The organism is Streptomyces sp. NPDC003456 (assembly GCF_042878735.1).
In the GTDB taxonomy this organism is placed as follows: Bacteria; Actinomycetota; Actinomycetes; order Streptomycetales; family Streptomycetaceae; genus Streptomyces.
The window spans coordinates 999,665-1,016,106 of record NZ_JBIAOK010000003.1; the positions used below are offsets into that span (position 1 = coordinate 999,665).

Here is a 16,442-nt window from a genome sequence, read left to right on the forward strand (position 1 = left end):
GCACGCACCCCTGTTCCGCGCCGGCGACGCCGAAGGCCCGGTCCCGCCAAGATCCTTGGCGGGACCGGGCCTTCGGTCGGTGGTGGCTACGCCTTGCGCAGGCGGAACGTGAGGGTCAGGCCCTCGTCGGTGAACGGCTCGCCGTAGGTGCCGTCCGCCTCGCCCTGGGCGAAGTCGGTGGCGAGCACCTCGTCGGCGATGAGACCGGCGTGGTCGGTCAGGGCCTCCACGGTCGCCCGGTCCGCGGCGGTCCAGCGCAGCGCGATGCGGTCGGCCACGTCGAGGCCGCTGTTCTTGCGGGCCTCCTGGATCAGGCGGATCGCGTCACGGGCCAGGCCCGCACGGCGCAGCTCCTCGGTGATCTCCAGGTCCAGGGCGACCGTCGCACCCGCGTCGGACGCCACCGACCAGCCCTCGCGCGGGGTCTCGGTGATGATGACCTCGTCGGGGGCCAGCGTGATGGTCTCGCCGTCGACCTCGACCGACGCCGTGCCCTCGCGCAGGGCCAGGGACAGGGCGGCCGCGTCCGCGTTCGCGACGGCCTTGGCGACGTCCTGGACGCGCTTGCCGAACCGCTTGCCGAGCGCGCGGAAGTTGGCCTTGGCCGTGGTGTCCACCAGGGATCCGCCGACCTCGCTGAGCGTGGCCAGGGACTCGACGTTCAGCTCCTCCGTGATCTGCGCGCGCAGTTCGCTGTCCAGCGCCTCGAAGCCGGTCGCCGCGATCAGCGCGCGGGACAGCGGCTGGCGCGTCTTGACGCCCGACTCCGCGCGCGTGGCCCGGCCCAGCTCGACCAGGCGGCGCACCAGCACCATCTGCTTCGACAGCTCCGGGTCGATGGCGGACAGGTCCGCCTCCGGCCAGGACGACAGGTGCACCGACTCGGGGGCGTCCGGGGTGACCGGGACGATCAGGTCCTGCCAGACCCGCTCGGTGATGAACGGGGTCAGCGGGGCCATGAGCTGCGTCACGGTCTCGACGACCTCGTGCAGCGTGCGCAGGGCCGCCTTGTCGCCCTGCCAGAAGCGGCGGCGGGAGCGGCGCACGTACCAGTTGGACAGGTCGTCGACGAACGCGGACAGCAGCTTGCCGGCGCGCTGGGTGTCGTAGCTGTCCAGTGCCCGGGTGACCTGGTCGGTCAGTGCGTGCAGCTCGGACAGCAGCCAGCGGTCCAGGACCGGGCGGTCCGCCGGGGCCGGGTCGGCCGCGGACGGGGCCCAGTTCGACGTACGGGCGTACAGGGCCTGGAAGGCCACCGTGTTCCAGTAGGTCAGGAGCGTCTTGCGGACGACCTCCTGGATGGTGCTGTGGCCCACGCGGCGGGCCGCCCAGGGGGAGCCGCCGGCGGCCATGAACCAGCGGACCGCGTCGGCGCCGTGCTGGTCCATGAGCGGGATCGGCTGCAGGATGTTGCCCAGGTGCTTGGACATCTTGCGGCCGTCCTCGGCGAGGATGTGACCGAGGCAGACCACGTTCTCGTACGACGACTTGTCGAAGACGAGCGTGCCGACCGCCATCAGCGTGTAGAACCAGCCGCGGGTCTGGTCGATGGCCTCGCAGATGAACTGCGCCGGGTAGCGGGCCTCGAACAGCTCCTTGTTCTTGTACGGGTAGCCCCACTGCGCGAACGGCATCGAGCCCGAGTCGTACCAGGCGTCGATCACCTCGGGCACGCGCGTGGCGGTCTTCCCGCAACCGCCCTGCGGGCAGGCGAAGGTGACCTCGTCGATGAACGGGCGGTGCGGGTCCAGGCCCGACTGGTCGGTGCCGGTCAGCTCGGTCAGCTCGGTGAGGGAGCCGACGCAGGTGAGGTGGTCGTCCTCGCAGCGCCAGATCGGCAGCGGGGTGCCCCAGTAGCGGTTGCGGGACAGCGCCCAGTCGATGTTGTTGTTCAGCCAGTCGCCGTACCGGCCGTTCTTGACCGTGTCCGGGAACCAGTTGGTGCCCTCGTTCTCCGCGAGGAGGCGGTCCTTGACGGCCGTGGTGCGGATGTACCAGGACGGCTGGGCGTAGTAGAGCAGCGCGGTGTGGCAGCGCCAGCAGTGCGGGTAGCTGTGCTCGTACGGGACGTGCCGGAAGAGCAGGCCGCGCTCGTCGAGGTCGGCGGTGAGCTTCTCGTCGGCCTTCTTGAAGAAGACGCCGCCGACCAGCGGGACGTCCTCCTCGAAGGTGCCGTCCGGGCGGACCGGGTTGACCACGGGCAGGCCGTAGGAGCGGCAGACCTTGAGGTCGTCCTCACCGAAGGCGGGGGACTGGTGGACCAGACCGGTGCCGTCCTCGGTGGTGACGTACTCGGCGTTGACGACGAAGTGCGCCGGCTCCGGGAACTCCACCAGCTCGAAGGGGCGCCGGTAGGTCCAGCGCTCCATCTCCGCGCCCGTGAAGGTCTGCCCGGTGGCCTCCCAGCCCTCGCCGAGGGCCTTGCCGAGCAGCGGCTCGGCGACGACGAGCTTCTCCGTCCCTTCCGGGCCCTTGGTCGCGACGACGTAGGTGACCCCGGGGTGGGCGGCCACCGCGGTGTTGGACACCAGGGTCCACGGGGTCGTCGTCCACACCAGCAGCGAGGCCTCGCCGGCGAGCGGGCCCGAGGTGAGCGGGAAGCGGACGAAGACCGAGGGGTCGACGACCGTCTCGTAGCCCTGCGCCAGCTCGTGGTCGGACAGGCCGGTGCCGCAGCGGGGGCACCAGGGGGCGACGCGGTGGTCCTGGACCAGCAGGCCCTTGGTGAAGATCTCCTTCAGCGACCACCAGACCGACTCGATGTACTCGGGGTCCATCGTGCGGTACGGGTCGTTGAGGTCGGTCCAGTAGCCCATGCGGGTCGTGAGCTCTTCGAAGGCGTCCGTGTGCCGGGTCACCGACTCACGGCACTTCTCGTTGAACTCGGCGATGCCGTACGCCTCGATGTCCTGCTTGCCGGAGAAGCCCAGTTCCTTCTCGACGGCGAGCTCCACCGGGAGGCCGTGGCAGTCCCAGCCGGCCTTGCGGGCGACGTGGTAGCCGCGCATGGTGCGGAAGCGGGGGAAGACGTCCTTGAAGACGCGGGCCTCGATGTGGTGGGCGCCGGGCATGCCGTTGGCGGTGGGCGGGCCCTCGTAGAACACCCACTCGGGGCGGCCCTCGGACTGCTCCAGGCTCTTGGCGAAGATCTTCTGCTCGCGCCAGAAGTCGAGCACGGCGTGCTCGAGGGCGGGCAGGTCGACCTGGGCGGGTACCTGGCGGTACGTCGGCGATGTCATCAGCGGGCTTCCTCCGGCGGACTTGCTGCCTTCCGTCCGGAGGGACGAGAGCTACGTCTGCCTGCGCCGCCTTCGGCGCGCTCCCGCGGTACCACCCTCCTTGGCCCCCCGGCACGGGGTGTGCGCCGGTGAGCCCCCTCATTGGGGTCGCGATGCCGGGTCTACTGGCCGCTGCCCTCGCTGCGGCGTTCTTCCGGCGGCTCCGGGGTGATCTTCACGTCGCGCTCGCCCCCGGGCTTCCACCGTCCCCGGGTCGCTCTGGGCTGCGTACGCCGCTACTCGTCCCCATCCACGCTTCTCGCTCCGCCCAGTGTACGGCGCCGCGCCGCCGGTGGCCGACCGCTTTCCGGGCCGACCGCTTTCCGGGCCGGGCGGAGACCGGGAGACGCCGCGCGGGCGAGATGGGTTTGATGACCCGATTGGAGAGGGTATGGGTGTTCGGATCCTGGGACGCCCTGACCGGCGGATTACCCGGCGGGGAGCTGGGCACAACGGATGCAGGTCCGCCGCGCGGCGTGCGCGGGCGGGCGAATCGGGCGGTGTGCCCCGTTGCCGCGGGACTCGAGTCGATTTATCGTCCCAGCACGATTCACGAGCAAGATCACAATATGTGAAGGGGCCGCGGCCATGGTGGCGAAGAAGTCCGCCGTACAGCAGCCGGCGTCCGGCGCGTCCGCAGGGGCCTCCGAGGGCGTGGCCGAGGACGCCGGCGGGAAGAAGTCCGCGCAGACGGGCCCGGCGGGGCGGGCGGTGAAGGGGGCGGCGCGGAAGGCGACCGAGGGTGCGAAGAAGGTCGTCCGCACGACGAAGGCGGCGGCCGGGAAGGCGGCCGCCACGACGGCGGGCGCAGCGGAGGGCGGGCCGGCCGCCGGGGGGACGGCGTCCGCGAGGGCGTCCTCGGGGGAGTCCGCCGGCAGCGAGGCCGCCGACCGCAGGGCCGCCACCGGGGAGGCCGCGGCACCCAAGCACGCCGGGGATCTCACGGCCGGGAAGCCCGCTGCGAAGAGGCCCGCCGCCCGGAAGACGGCGGGGAAGAAGGCCACGGGCGGGAAGGCCGCGGGGGGCACGGGGGCGGCGGAGGCCGGGGAGGCCGTCGCGGAGAAGGGAGCCCGGGGCGTCGCCGAGCAGGACGCCCGGGGTGCGAGCACCACCACGAAGGGCGCGACCGGGAAGGGCACCACCCGGACCGGCGCGGCCACACAGGACACGGCCGGGAGCAGCACGGCCAAGAAGGCGGGCGCGGCCCACGCCGCGCAGCAGACGGGAGCGACCACGGTGGGTGCGAAGAAGACTCCTGGCACGGCGACGGCGGCCAAGACCGCGGTGCCCAAGGCGCGCGGCGCGGCCGAGCCCGGTGAGCTGGCGGTACGTCCGGGGGAGGACCCGTGGACGGCGGAGGAGGTCGACGAGGCGCGGTCGGAGCTGATGTCGGAGGAGACGCGGCTGCGCGAGGAGATCACGTCGTCGGAGCGGTCGCTGGCCGGTCTGATGCGGGACTCCGGCGACGGCGCCGGGCAGGACGAGGCCGACACCGGCAGCAAGAACATCACGCGCGAGCACGAGCTGGCGCTGGCGGCCAACGCGCGCGAGATGCTCGACCAGACCACGCGCGCGCTGGAGCGCCTCGACACGGGCACCTACGGCCTGTGCGAGAACTGCGGCAACCCCATCGGCAAGGCCCGGATGCAGGCCTTCCCGCGGGCCACGCTCTGCGTGGAGTGCAAGCAGAAGCAGGAGCGCAGGTACTGACCGGGGCCGAATGCCTCCTGAGCACGTGGATCGCGCCGGGCGTGTCGTACCCTCGTCCTCAGTCAGGCACCTAGGCGAGGGACTCACGTGGCAGAGGCGGAGCGCATCATCGGTACGCCGGACACTCCGGACGCGGCCGGCAGCGGGCGGGAGCGGCCCGGCGAGGACGCGGCGCCCGGCGGGCGCGCCGGCTCCGAGGGCGCTCCCGCCGCCGGCACCGGCTCGGCCCCGGCGGCCGACGGGGCCGACGGGCCGCGGAGCGCCTCCGAGCGGCCCCGGGGCAAGCGCCGCATCGCGGTCCTGTTCGCGGTGGCCGCGGTCGCCTACGCCCTGGACCTGGTCAGCAAGCTGATCGTGGTGGCGAAGCTGGAGCACCACCCGCCCATCGAGATCATCGGCGACTGGCTGAAGTTCGAGGCGATCCGCAACGCGGGCGCGGCCTTCGGCTTCGGGGAGGCCTTCACCGTGATCTTCACGGTGATCGCGGCGGCCGTGATCGTGGTGATCGCCCGCCTGGCCCGCAAGCTCTACAGCCTGCCCTGGGCGATCGCGCTGGGCCTGCTGCTCGGCGGCGCGCTGGGCAACCTCACCGACCGGATCTTCCGGGCGCCGGGCGTCTTCGAGGGCGCGGTCGTCGACTTCATCGCGCCCAAGCACTTCGCCGTCTTCAACCTGGCCGACTCGGCGATCGTGTGCGGCGGCATCCTGATCGTCCTGCTGTCGTTCAAGGGGCTCGACCCCGACGGGACCGTCCACAAGGACTGAGCGCGCGTACGGCCCTGCCGGACCCGTCCGGCATACTCGACGGGTGAGCACGCTTCCCGAGATCCGTACCCTGCCCGTGCCCGACGGCCTGGAGGGCGAGCGCGTCGACGCCGCCATCTCCCGCATGTTCGGCTTCTCCCGCACCAAGGCGGCCGAGCTGGCCGCCTCGGGGAAGGTCACGGTCGACGGGTCGGTGGTCGGCAAGTCGGAGCGCGTGCACGGCGGCGCCTGGCTGGAGGTCGAGATGCCGCAGGCACCGGCGCCGGTGCAGGTGGTGGCCGAGCCGGTCGAGGGCATGGAGATCGTCCACGACGACGACGACGTGGTCGTCATCGTCAAGCCGGTCGGCGTGGCCGCGCACCCCTCGCCCGGCTGGACCGGGCCGACCGTCATCGGGGGCCTCGCCGCCGCCGGGTACCGGATCTCGACGTCCGGGGCCGCCGAGCGCCAGGGCATCGTGCACCGCCTGGACGTGGGCACGTCCGGGCTGATGGTCGTCGCCAAGTCGGAGTACGCCTACACCTCGCTCAAGCGCCAGTTCAAGGAGCGCACGGTCGACAAGCGGTACCACACGCTGGTCCAGGGCCACCCCGACCCGACCAGCGGCACCATCGACGCGCCCATCGGCCGGCACCCCCAGCACGACTACAAGTGGGCGGTCACCGCCGAGGGCAAGCCGTCGGTCACCCACTACGACCTCATCGAGGCGTTCCGCGCGGCGTCCCTGCTGGACGTGAAGCTGGAGACCGGCCGCACCCACCAGATCCGCGTCCACATGGCCGCCCACCGCCACCCCTGCGTCGGCGACCTGACCTACGGCGCGGACCCGACGCTCGCCAAGCGCCTGCGCCTGACCCGGCAGTGGCTGCACGCGGTGCGCCTCGGCTTCGAGCACCCCGGCGACGGCCGGTGGGCCGAGTTCTCCTGCGACTACCCGGAGGACCTGCAGCAGGCCCTGGACCAGGTCCGGGAGGAGACGTACGCGTGAGCACCCCGGGCTACGCGGTGCGGGTCGCCGAGGACCCGGCCGACCTCGAGGCGTGCTTCGCGGTGCGCAAGGAGGTCTTCGTCGGCGAGCAGGGCGTGCCCGAGGACCTCGAGTACGACGCGTACGACGCCGGCGCCGTGCACGTGCTGGCCGTCCGGGAGGACGGCGTGCCGCTCGGCACCGGGCGGCTGCTGACCGGCGCGGCGGCCGTCGCGCAGACCGGCGCGGACCCCTCGGTGGGGTGCCTCGGCCGGCTGGCGGTGGCGGCCCCCGCGCGCGGGCTCGGGGTCGGGGCCGCCCTGGTGCGGGCCGTCGAGGACGCGGCACGCGCGCGCGGACTGGCGGCCATGGACCTGCACGCGCAGACGCACGCGCTCGGCTTCTACGCGCGGCTCGGCTACGAGCCGTACGGGCCGGAGTACCTGGAGGCCGGGATTCCGCATCAGGGGATGCGGCGTTCGCTCTGAGCCGTCCCGGGCCGTGCCGCGGCGGGTGCGGCAACGGTTTGCCCAGGCAGTCGCGTGGCAGTCTTGAGATCAGTGTGCACCTCTGACCTCCCGGAGCGCCGACCGTGGATCAGCTGGCCCTGCTGTTCGTCCTGCTGCTGGGGGCCGTGATCAGTGTGCCGGTCGGGGACCGGCTCGGAGTCCCCGCTCCGGTGCTCATGACCCTCCTCGGCATCGCCCTGGCGCTGCTCGAGTTCGTGCCGAACGTCGAGATCCCGCCGGACCTCATCCTGCCGCTGCTGCTGCCGCCCCTGCTGTACGCGGCCGTGCGGCGTACCTCCTGGCGGCAGTTCACGGCCAACAAGAGACCCATCTTCCTGCTGGCCGTGGCGCTGGTGTTCGTCACCATGGCCTGTGTGGCCGCCGCGGCCGACGCGATCGTGCCCGGCCTGCCGCTCGCCGCCGCCTTCGCGCTCGGGGCGCTGGTGGCACCGCCCGACCCGGTCGCCGCGACCGCCGTCGCCGGGCAGCTGGGCCTGCCCCGCCGGCTGGTGTCGATCCTGGAGGGCGAGGGGCTGTTCAACGACGTGACGGCCATCGTGCTCTACCACGTGGCGATCGCCGCCGCCGTCAGCGGGACGTTCTCGCCCTGGCAGGCCGGGCTGGACCTGGTGCTGTCGGCCGTCGTGGCGGTGGCCGTGGGGCTCGTGCTGGGCTGGGGCGCCAACAAGCTGATGGACCTCCTGGGCGACGCGACCCTCCAGATCGGGCTCACCCTGCTGGTGCCGTACGCCTCCTACGTGATGGCCGAGGAACTGCACGGCTCCGGCGTGCTCGCCGTGCTCACCACCGCGCTGTTCCTCGCCGAGCACGGCTCGGACGCCGACGACGTCATGACGCGGCTGGCCGGGCACACCTTCTGGAACATCGTCGACACGCTCGTCACCGGTGTCGCCTTCGGGCTGGTCGGCCTGGAGCTGCACAACGCGATCAACACCGCGTCCGGGCGGTGGGGCGAACTGCTCGGGTGGTCGGCGCTCGTGGTGGGCGTGGTGGTGCTCGTCCGGCTGCTGTGGCTGCTGCCGGCGACCTGGCTGACCAAACGGCTGCACGCCCGGCGCGACTACGACGAGGACATCCCGGTCAGCTGGCGCGAGACCGTCGTGATGTGGTGGGCGGGGATGCGCGGGGTCGCCTCCGTGGCGCTGGTGCTGGCGATCCCGCTGGAGACCGACAGCGGCGCCCCGTTCCCCAGCCGCGACGAGATCATCTTCATCGCCTTCGGGGTGATCATGGCGACGCTGGTGCTGCAGGGACTGACCCTGCCCTGGCTGGTGCGGCGCCTGGGCGTGAAGGCCGACACCGACCACGAGAAGGAGTTCGCCAAGGCCCTGGCGCTGCGCGCGGCCAAGGCGGCCAAGCAGCGGCTGCGGGAGATCGAGGAGGACGAGGAGCTGCCGGAGGAGCTGTCCGAGCAGATGTTCCGCCGGGCCACGGACATCGCGGTGCGCATCAGCCCGGAACTGGCCGAGGACGAGCGGCGCGAGGCCCACCGGGAGCGGGCCCGGCGGGTGAAGCGGGTCCGGCAGATCCAGCAGCAGATGCTCAGCGCGGCACGCCACGAGGTGCTGTCGGCGCGCAGCGAGCCGGGCGCCGACCCGGAGGTGGTGGACCGGGTGCTGCGGCACCTGGACGTGCGCAGCCTGCGCTGATGTCGCGCCCGCCGCCTGACGGGTCGTAAGGTCGTCGGCATGGCACGCAACGTGGTGATCAGTGGCGGCGGCACGGGGATCGGACGCGCGGCGGCGCGGGTGTTCGCGGCGGACGGCGACCGGGTGCTGCTGCTCGGCCGGCGGGCCGACGTCCTGGAGAAGGCCGGGGTGCCCGGCGCCCTGACGTACGGGGCCGACCTCACCGAGCCGGACGACGTGCGCGCGGTGGCCGCCTTCGTGCAGCAGGAGCTGGGCGCCGTCGACGTGCTCGTCCACAGCGCCGGGGGCAGCGGACTGCTCGAACCGGACCCCGGGAGGGACGACGACCCGCTGCACGGCGTCGCCCGCACCTGGACCGTGAACTTCCGGCTCAACCTGCTGACCGCCGTCCTGCTCACCGAGGCGCTGAAGCCGCGCCTGGCCGAGCCCGGCGGACGGGTGCTGTTCCTCGGGTCGATCGCCGCCTACCGGGGATCGGGGAGCGGGGCCTACGCGGCCGCCAAGGCCGGACTGCACCCGTACGCCCACGAGCTGGCGCGGGAGCTGGGCCCGCGCGGCATCACCGTGAACGTCGTCGCGCCCGGGTACGTCGAGGACACCGAGTTCTTCGGGGACGCGATGGCCGCCGATCGGCGGGAGCGGCTCATCGCCGAGACCTCCACCGGCCGGGCCGGGACGCCCGGCGACGTCGCCGGGACCCTGCACTGGCTGGCCTCACCGGGGGCCCGGCACATCACCTCCCAGATCATCCAGGTCAACGGCGGCGCCGAACGGGGACACTGACGGGGACACCGACCCGGTACGCGCGAAAGGGCCGCCCGCGCTCGCGGGCGGCCCTCCCGCGGTGCGGGCGGAACGGCTCTGTCAGCGCTCCGTGCGGCTCACGCCGTGGAAGCGGCGCGCTTGCGCCGGCACGGAGTCGTGGGCATGGCGGTGGCCGTTGCGGGACGGAGGCAGGACCGCGTCGGCGGTGTTCACCCGGGGCAGGGCGTAGGGGTGCTCCGCGGTCAGCCAGCGGATCATCTCCTCGCGGACGGTGACCCGGACGGTCCAGATGTCGTCCGCGTCCTTGGCCGTCACCAGCGCCCGCACCTCCATGGTGCTGGGGGTGCTGTCCGTGACGGACAGGTTGAAGGCGCGGCCGTCCCAGGCCGGGCATTCGCGCAGGATGTCCCGGAGCTTGTCGCGCATCGCCTCCACGGGCGCCGAGTGGTCCACGTGCCAGAACACGATGCCGGTCATCTGCGGAGTGCCGCGCGACCAGTTCTCGAACGGCTTGGACGTGAAGTACGACACCGGCATGGTGATCCGGCGCTCGTCCCAGGTGCGGACGGTCAGGAACGTCAGGGTGATCTCCTCGACCGTGCCCCACTCGCCGTCCACCACCACCGTGTCCCCGATGCGCACCATGTCGCCGAAGGCGATCTGGAAGCCCGCGAACATGTTGCTCAGCGTGGACTGCGCGGCGACACCGGCGACGATGCCGAGGATTCCGGCCGAGGCCAGCAGCGAGGCGCCGGCCGCCTTGAACGCCGGGAAGGTCAGCAGCATGCTCGCCGCGGCCACCACGCCGACCACCGCGGACACCACCCGCATGATGAGCGTCACCTGGGTGCGCACCCGGCGGACCCGGGCCGGGTCCCGGTGCGCCCGGGCGTGGGCGTAGCGGCTGTAGGACGTCTCGACGATCGCCGCCGCGATCCGGATGACCAGCCAGGCGGTGGACCCGATCAGCACCAGGGTCAGCGTCCGGCCGACGGCCTCCTCACGGCTCTGCAGCAGCTGCGCCTGCTCGTAGGACCCTCTCAGCAGGGCGGCGCACAGCACGAGCTGGTACGGGATGCGGGCACGGCGGAGCAGACCCCACAGCGGGGTGTCGTGGTGCCGTCGGTCGGCCTTGCGCAGAAGGAAGTCGGTGGCCCAGCCGATCACCAGCGTGAGCACGACCGAGCCACCGACCACGATCAGCGGTCGTAGCAGGTTCTCCATGCCACCGAACCTAACCGGCTCCCCGGGAACATGAACATGTGACTTCCACGGCGTCGTGGGTACTGCCGTGATCCCGGGCCGTCACACCCGGCTGGCACCATGGCCCCATGAACATCATGCTTTTCCACTCGACGTACGGGCTGCGGCCCGCCGTGCACCAGGCCGCCGACCGGCTGCGGTCGGCCGGGCACGAGGTGTGGACGCCCGACCTCTTCGAGGGACGCACGTTCGACACGGTCGAGGAGGGCATGGAGCACAACGACAGGATCGGCAAGGACGAGCTGCTGAAGCGGGCGGTGCTGGCCGCGGCGCCCTACTCGGAGCGCGGGCTGGTCTACGCCGGGTTCTCGCTCGGCGCCTCCGTCGCCCAGACCCTGGCCCTCGGCGACGACAAGGCGCGCGGCCTGCTGCTCCTGCACGGCACGTCGGACATCGCCCCGGGCGTGACGGCCGAGGACCTGCCGGTCCAGCTGCACGTGGCCGAGCCCGACCCCTTCGAGACGGACGACTGGCTCAGCGCCTGGTACCTGCAGATGGGCCGCACCGGCGCCGACGTCGAGGTCTACCGGTACGCCGGGGCCGGCCACCTCTACACCGACCCCGACCTGCCCGACTACGACGCGGAGGCCGCCGAGACCACCTGGCGGGTGGCACTCGGCTTCCTCGACAGCCTCTGAGGGACGGCTCAGACCGGGTCGTAGACGCGTTCGAGCTTCTGCGTGCCGCTGCGGGTGCGGTAGGAGCGCGACCACTTGGCGGTCGCATCGCGCCGGGCGCGGTCGGAGACGACGTAGTAGTCCATCTGCGCGCGCTCGGCCGTGAGGTCCAGGACGCCGAAGCCGTGGCGGTCGGTGTCGACCCAGTGGACGTGCCGGTTGGCCGCGCGGATCACCGGCGAGGCGACGGCGGAGACCGTGCCCTCCGGGACCTTCACGATGTCGTCGAGGTTGTCCGAGGTGACCGAGGTGACCACGAACTCCGTGGCGGCCGACGGGGACAGCGGGTAGGTGCCGGCGTCGACCGGCACGTCGTTGGCCCACGCCATGTGGATGTCGCCGGTGAGGAAGACCGTGTTGCGGATCGCGTTCGCGCGCAGGTGCGCCAGGATCTCGCGGCGGTCGTCCGTGTAGCCGTCCCACTGGTCGGTGTTGAGGGCGAGGCCCTCCTGCGGCAGACCCAGCAGCTTGGCCAGCGGCTTGAGCAGGTCGGCCGAGAGCGAGCCGATGGCGAATGGCGAGATCATCACCGAGTTGCCGACCAGCCGCCAGGCGGTGTCGGACGCCTTCAGGCCCGCCTTGAGCCAGTCGAGCTGGGCGCGGCCGGTGAGGGTGCGGTCCGGGTCGTCGACCTCGCCGTTGCCGACCTTGACCTGCTGGGAGCGGAACGAGCGCAGGTCCAGCAGCGACAGGTCGGCCAGCTTGCCGAAGCGCAGCCGGCGGTAGGTGGTGCCGGCGAGGGCGGGGCGCACCGGCATCCACTCGAAGTAGGCCTGCTTGGCTGCGGCCTGACGGGCCGACCAGGCGCCCTCGGCGCCCTCCGTGTGGTTCTCCGCGCCGCCCGACCAGGTGTCGTTGGCGAACTCGTGGTCGTCCCAGATCGCCACGACCGGGGCCGCGGCGTGCAGCGCCTGCAGGTCCGGGTCGGTCTTGTAACGGGCGTGCCGGGTGCGGTAGTCGGCCAGTGTGACGATCTCGTGCGCCGGGGCGTGCGGGCGGACGACCTTGCCGCGGGTGCCGTACTCGCCGGTGCCGTACTCGTAGATGTAGTCGCCCAGGTGCAGCCAGGCGTCCAGATCGCCGCGCGCCGCGAGGTGCCGGTACGGGGAGAACCAGCCGGCCTCCCAGTTGGCGCAGGAGACCACGCCGAAGCGCAGGCCCGTGACGGCCGCGTCGTGCGCGGGGGCGGTGCGCGTCCGGGCGGCGGGGGAGTCGGTGCCGCCGGCGGAGAAGCGGAACCAGTAGTCGGTGGCCGGCTCCAGACCGCGGATGTCGGCCTTCACCGTGTGGTCCGAGGCGGCCGTCGCGAGGGTCGAGCCCTTGGCGACGACGTTCGTGAACGCCTTGTCCCTGGCGACGGTCCAGCTCACCTCGGTGTCCGGGCCGGCACCGGAGCCCGGTATCGCCTCCGGGACGGGCGTCACGCGCGTCCACAGCAGGACGCCGTCCGGCAGGGGGTCACCGGAGGCGACGCCGTGCAGGAAGGCGGGGGCCTGGTCGACGGCGCGCGCCGGCAGGGTCGCCGCCAGCGGCCCGGCCAGGACAGCAGTCGCCGCCGCGGCCTTGACGACCGTACGGCGGCGCGGAGTGAGGGAGTTGAGGCCCTCGGACGTGTTCGATGATCTGTATCGACTTTTCACGGCCGATCAGGTTACCGGTCGGTATGACCGGTGGCGGGCGAACTCCGGAAGTTCGCCCGCTGTTCCAGCAGTGGCCGCTCACATCCAGCCGGCCGGCCCGCACGGAGCCGCCCCGTGCCGGGGCGGGCCGGGTACGCGGGCCGGCCGGGAGGGCCCGGCTACTTCTTCAGCGCGGCGTCGATCGCCTTGTCGAAGTCGGCGGGGGTCATCGGGGTGTTCTTGCCGTCGCTGCCGGTGACCTTCTTGCCGTCCATGAGCAGCGTCGGCGTGCCCTGGAAGCCGTACTTCTTGCCGTCGGCGTCGAACTTCTCGCTCATGACCAGGGCCCACTTGTCGTAGGTCCCCTTCTCCACCGCAGCCTGGAACGCCTTGTTGCCCTTCAGGCCGTCGACGGAGTTAGCCACCTCGATCAGGTAGTCGTCGTCCTTGAACTTGTCCTCGGTCTCGCTCGGGTGGTACTTCGTCGAGTACAGGGCCGTCTTGTACTTCAGGAACGCCTCGGGGCTGACGTCCAGGGCGGCGCCGAGCGCGCTCAGGGCGTTCTTGGAGCCCACTCCCGGCACGTTGCGGTCGATGAACGTCGCACCGACGAACTGGACCTTGTACTTGCCGTCCTCGACGTCCTTGTCGACGGTCGGGCCGACGGACTGCTCGAACGCGGCGCAGGCCGGGCAGCGCGGGTCCTCGTACATGACGAGGGTCTTCTCGGCGCTGTCCTTGCCGATGACGACCGTGGTGCCGTCCTTGCCGGAGGTGTTGGCCGGCTTGACGAGCTTGGCGTTCTTCGCGGCGTCCCATCCGTCGGGCTGGTTGGCCTGGACGACCGCGTAGCCGATGCCGCCGGCCACCGCCAGGACGGCGACGATCGAACCGGCGACGACGACCTGCCGCTTGGTCTTCGCGCGCTTGGCCTCGCGCTCGCGCTCGACGCGCAGCCGCTCGCGGGCCGCCGTCTTGGCCGCCTGGCTGTTCCGCTTGCTCATGGTGGTGTTCTCCAGTGGGGGACGCGCACACGCCGGTGCGCGGACTACGAAAAGGGGGGACTGCGGGTGCTCGGCTGAAGCCTCAGACGAGGACGGGCGAGCACGGCGGTCCACGCCGTCCCAAGGAGTACGCGAGGATCCGGCCGCGCGCGCCGTCCCCGCGGGGAGCCGCGGGCACGGGCAGCCGGCGCCCGGCCAGGGCCTCCTCCACCGTGACCGCGGCGACCGCCAGCAGCAGCGGCCGGAAGGTCGTCGCCGCCACGGCACGCAGCAGCTGCGCGAGGGCCCGCTCGCCCCGGCGCAGCCAGAGCGCGGCCGTCAGGCCGACGCCGAGGTGCGCACCGAGCAGCAGCCAGGCCGTGGCCGGGTCGGCGTGGGCGATCGCGGCGGCGAGCCGCTCGGTGCCGGTGGCGCTGGCGACGCGGGCCAGCGGGCCGCCGATCTCGCCGCCGCCGCAGAGCACCTCCAGGCCGACCGAGCGCAGCGGGCCCGCGACCGGGCCGCCCGCCCGGCCGTAGCAGGCGTGCTGGCCCGTGGTGAACACCGTGTCGGCGGCCAGCTCCAGCGGGATCAGCAGAGCCGCGATCCGCGGGAAGGAGCGCTCGCGGCCCGCCAGGGCGAACGCGATGGCGAACACTGCGGCGGCGACCGCGGTCACCGTGCCCACCGGCAGCGGGACCCGCGACAGCAGCACGTGCGACGCGGTGCTGAGCGTCACGACCACGGCCGTGAACAGCGCCGCGCGTACGGCTCTGAGCGGGATCCCGGATATGTCCATAGCGATAGGAGAGTGTGTCACGCGGTCCGGTAAGAGGCTCCTAAAGGGTGCCTGTGAAAGGTGCCGTTCGTCACAGCCCCGGAATGCGGCCGTTGCGGAACAGGTCCACGAAGATCTGGTGGTCGGCCCGCGCGCGGGCGCCGTAGCCGTGCGCGAAGTCCACCAGCAGGGGCGCGAAGCCCTCCTCGTCGGCCGCGATCGCCGCGTCGATGGCCCGCTCCGTGGAGAACGGCACCAGGGACTCGCCGGACTGGTCGTCGGCCGCCGCGTGCATCGCGGCCGTCGCCCGCCCGAGGTCCGCCACCACCTGGGCGATCTCCTCCGCCTCGTCGATGTCGCTCCAGTCGAGGTCCACCGCGTACGGCGAGACCTCGGCGACCAGCTGGCCCGCGCCGTCCAGCTCGGTCCAGCCCAGCCACGGGTCGGCGTGCGCCTGCAGGGCCCGCTGGGAGATCACCGTGCGGTGCCCCTCGTGCCGGAAGTAGTCGCGGATCGCCGGGTCGGTGATGTGCCGGGCGACCGCGGGGGTCTGGCCCTGCTTGATGTAGATCACGACGTCGTTCTCCAGGGCGTCGCTGTGCCCCTCCAGCAGGATGTTGTACGACGGCAGCCCCGCCGACCCGATGCCGATGCCGCGCCGGCCCACGACGTCCTTCACGCGGTAGGAGTCCGGGCGGGCCAGGGAGCTGTCCGGGAGGGTCTCCAGATAGCCGTCGAAGGCGGCGAGGACCTTGTACCGCGTGGCCGCGTCCAGCTCCACGGAGCCGCCGCCGGGCGCGAAGCGGCGCTCGAAGTCGCGGATCTGCGTCATCGACTCCAGCAGCCCGAACCGGGTCAGCGAGCGGGCGTCGCGCAGGGCGTCCAGCAGGGGGCCCTGGGCGGTGTCCAGCGTGAAGGGCGGCACCTCGTCGCTCTTGGCGCCGGTCGCCAGCGCGCGGATCCGCTCCCGGTAGGCGACCGCGTAGACGGTCACCAGCTCGGAGATCTGCTCGTCGCTGAGCGCCTTGGCGTACCCGATCAGCGCGACGGAGGCCGCGAAGCGCTTCAGGTCCCAGGTGAAGGGGCCCACGTAGGCCTCGTCGAAGTCGTTGACGTTGAAGATCAGGCGGCCCGTGGCGTCCATGTAGGTGCCGAAGTTCTCCGCGTGCAGGTCGCCGTGGATCCACACGCGCGAGGTGCGCTCGTCCAGGTAGGGCAGACCGAGCGTCCTCCCGGTCCGCCCGCCGTCCTTCTCCTCGTCCAGGTCGTGGTAGAAGAGGCACGCCGTGCCCCGGTAGAAGGCGAACGCCGACGCGGCCATCTTGCGGAACTTCACGCGGAACGCGGCCGGGTCGGCGGCCAGCAGCCGGCCGAAGGCGGTGTCGAAGACGGCGAGGATCTCCTCGCCGCGACGCTCGTCGCTGACCTGCGGGAACGACATCGCTGGGTGCCTCCTGG

General features: G+C 72.4%; 13 protein-coding genes. 7 read left to right on the top strand and 6 right to left on the bottom strand.

Features of this window, described 5'->3' with window-relative positions; genetic code table 11:
• Positions 1–86: 86 nt before the first annotated feature.
• A complete protein-coding gene (gene ileS / locus ACFYWG_RS15430) occupies positions 87–3,239 on the bottom strand; it encodes an isoleucine--tRNA ligase (protein WP_389201646.1) in 3,153 nt (1,050 codons plus the stop codon).
• 627 nt (positions 3,240–3,866) lie between these two features.
• On the opposite strand from ileS, the gene ACFYWG_RS15435 reads away from it, so the two are divergent.
• The 6 genes from ACFYWG_RS15435 (at position 3,867) to ACFYWG_RS15460 (ending at position 9,682) form a co-directional block, all read left to right on the top strand.
• Positions 3,867–4,988: a TraR/DksA C4-type zinc finger protein gene (locus ACFYWG_RS15435; protein WP_389201649.1), complete on the top strand. Its 1,122-nt coding sequence runs from the start codon at positions 3,867–3,869 to the stop codon at positions 4,986–4,988.
• A gap of 87 nt (positions 4,989–5,075) precedes the next feature.
• Positions 5,076–5,753, top strand: coding sequence for a signal peptidase II (gene lspA / locus ACFYWG_RS15440; protein WP_383503557.1), 678 nt, complete (start codon positions 5,076–5,078; stop codon positions 5,751–5,753).
• Positions 5,754–5,796: 43 nt separating this feature from the next.
• Positions 5,797–6,741 carry an RluA family pseudouridine synthase gene (locus ACFYWG_RS15445; RefSeq protein WP_383503558.1) on the top strand — a complete coding sequence of 315 codons (945 nt, stop codon included), beginning with the start codon at positions 5,797–5,799 and terminating at the stop codon, positions 6,739–6,741.
• Positions 6,738–7,208: a GNAT family N-acetyltransferase gene (locus tag ACFYWG_RS15450; RefSeq protein ID WP_389201651.1), complete on the top strand. Its 471-nt coding sequence runs from the start codon at positions 6,738–6,740 to the stop codon at positions 7,206–7,208. Before ACFYWG_RS15445 ends, ACFYWG_RS15450 begins: the two co-directional genes overlap by 4 nt.
• 104 nt (positions 7,209–7,312) lie before the next feature.
• Positions 7,313–8,899, top strand: a complete 1,587-nt coding sequence (locus ACFYWG_RS15455; RefSeq protein ID WP_383503560.1) for a Na+/H+ antiporter — start codon at positions 7,313–7,315, stop codon at positions 8,897–8,899.
• Positions 8,900–8,938: 39 nt separating this feature from the next.
• Entirely contained in the window at positions 8,939–9,682 is a 744-nt protein-coding gene (locus tag ACFYWG_RS15460) for an SDR family NAD(P)-dependent oxidoreductase (RefSeq protein ID WP_383503561.1), read from the top strand.
• 81 nt (positions 9,683–9,763) lie between these two features.
• On the opposite strand, the gene ACFYWG_RS15465 is transcribed toward ACFYWG_RS15460, so the two are convergent.
• Complete coding sequence (locus tag ACFYWG_RS15465) at positions 9,764–10,888, bottom strand: mechanosensitive ion channel family protein (RefSeq protein ID WP_383503562.1); 1,125 nt, start codon at positions 10,886–10,888, stop codon at positions 9,764–9,766.
• Positions 10,889–10,995: 107 nt separating this feature from the next.
• Between ACFYWG_RS15465 and ACFYWG_RS15470 the strand changes: the two genes are divergently transcribed.
• Positions 10,996–11,565: a dienelactone hydrolase family protein gene (locus ACFYWG_RS15470; RefSeq protein WP_376323781.1), complete on the top strand. Its 570-nt coding sequence runs from the start codon at positions 10,996–10,998 to the stop codon at positions 11,563–11,565.
• Between the two features lie 8 nt (positions 11,566–11,573).
• On the opposite strand, the gene ACFYWG_RS15475 is transcribed toward ACFYWG_RS15470, so the two are convergent.
• From ACFYWG_RS15475 to ACFYWG_RS15490, 4 genes are all read right to left on the bottom strand, one after another.
• Positions 11,574–13,244 (bottom strand): alkaline phosphatase D family protein, encoded by a 1,671-nt coding sequence (locus tag ACFYWG_RS15475; RefSeq protein ID WP_389201655.1) that lies wholly within the window; start codon positions 13,242–13,244, stop codon positions 11,574–11,576.
• Positions 13,245–13,402: 158 nt separating this feature from the next.
• On the bottom strand, positions 13,403–14,227 hold the full coding sequence (locus ACFYWG_RS15480; RefSeq protein WP_383503564.1) for a DsbA family protein: 825 nt from the start codon (positions 14,225–14,227) through the stop codon (positions 13,403–13,405).
• An 82-nt stretch (positions 14,228–14,309) separates the two neighbouring features.
• Positions 14,310–15,005, bottom strand: a complete 696-nt coding sequence (locus ACFYWG_RS15485) for a hypothetical protein (protein ID WP_389201657.1) — start codon at positions 15,003–15,005, stop codon at positions 14,310–14,312.
• A gap of 70 nt (positions 15,006–15,075) precedes the next feature.
• Positions 15,076–16,425, bottom strand: coding sequence for a DUF2252 domain-containing protein (locus ACFYWG_RS15490; RefSeq protein WP_376323789.1), 1,350 nt, complete (start codon positions 16,423–16,425; stop codon positions 15,076–15,078).
• Positions 16,426–16,442 lie beyond the last annotated feature (17 nt).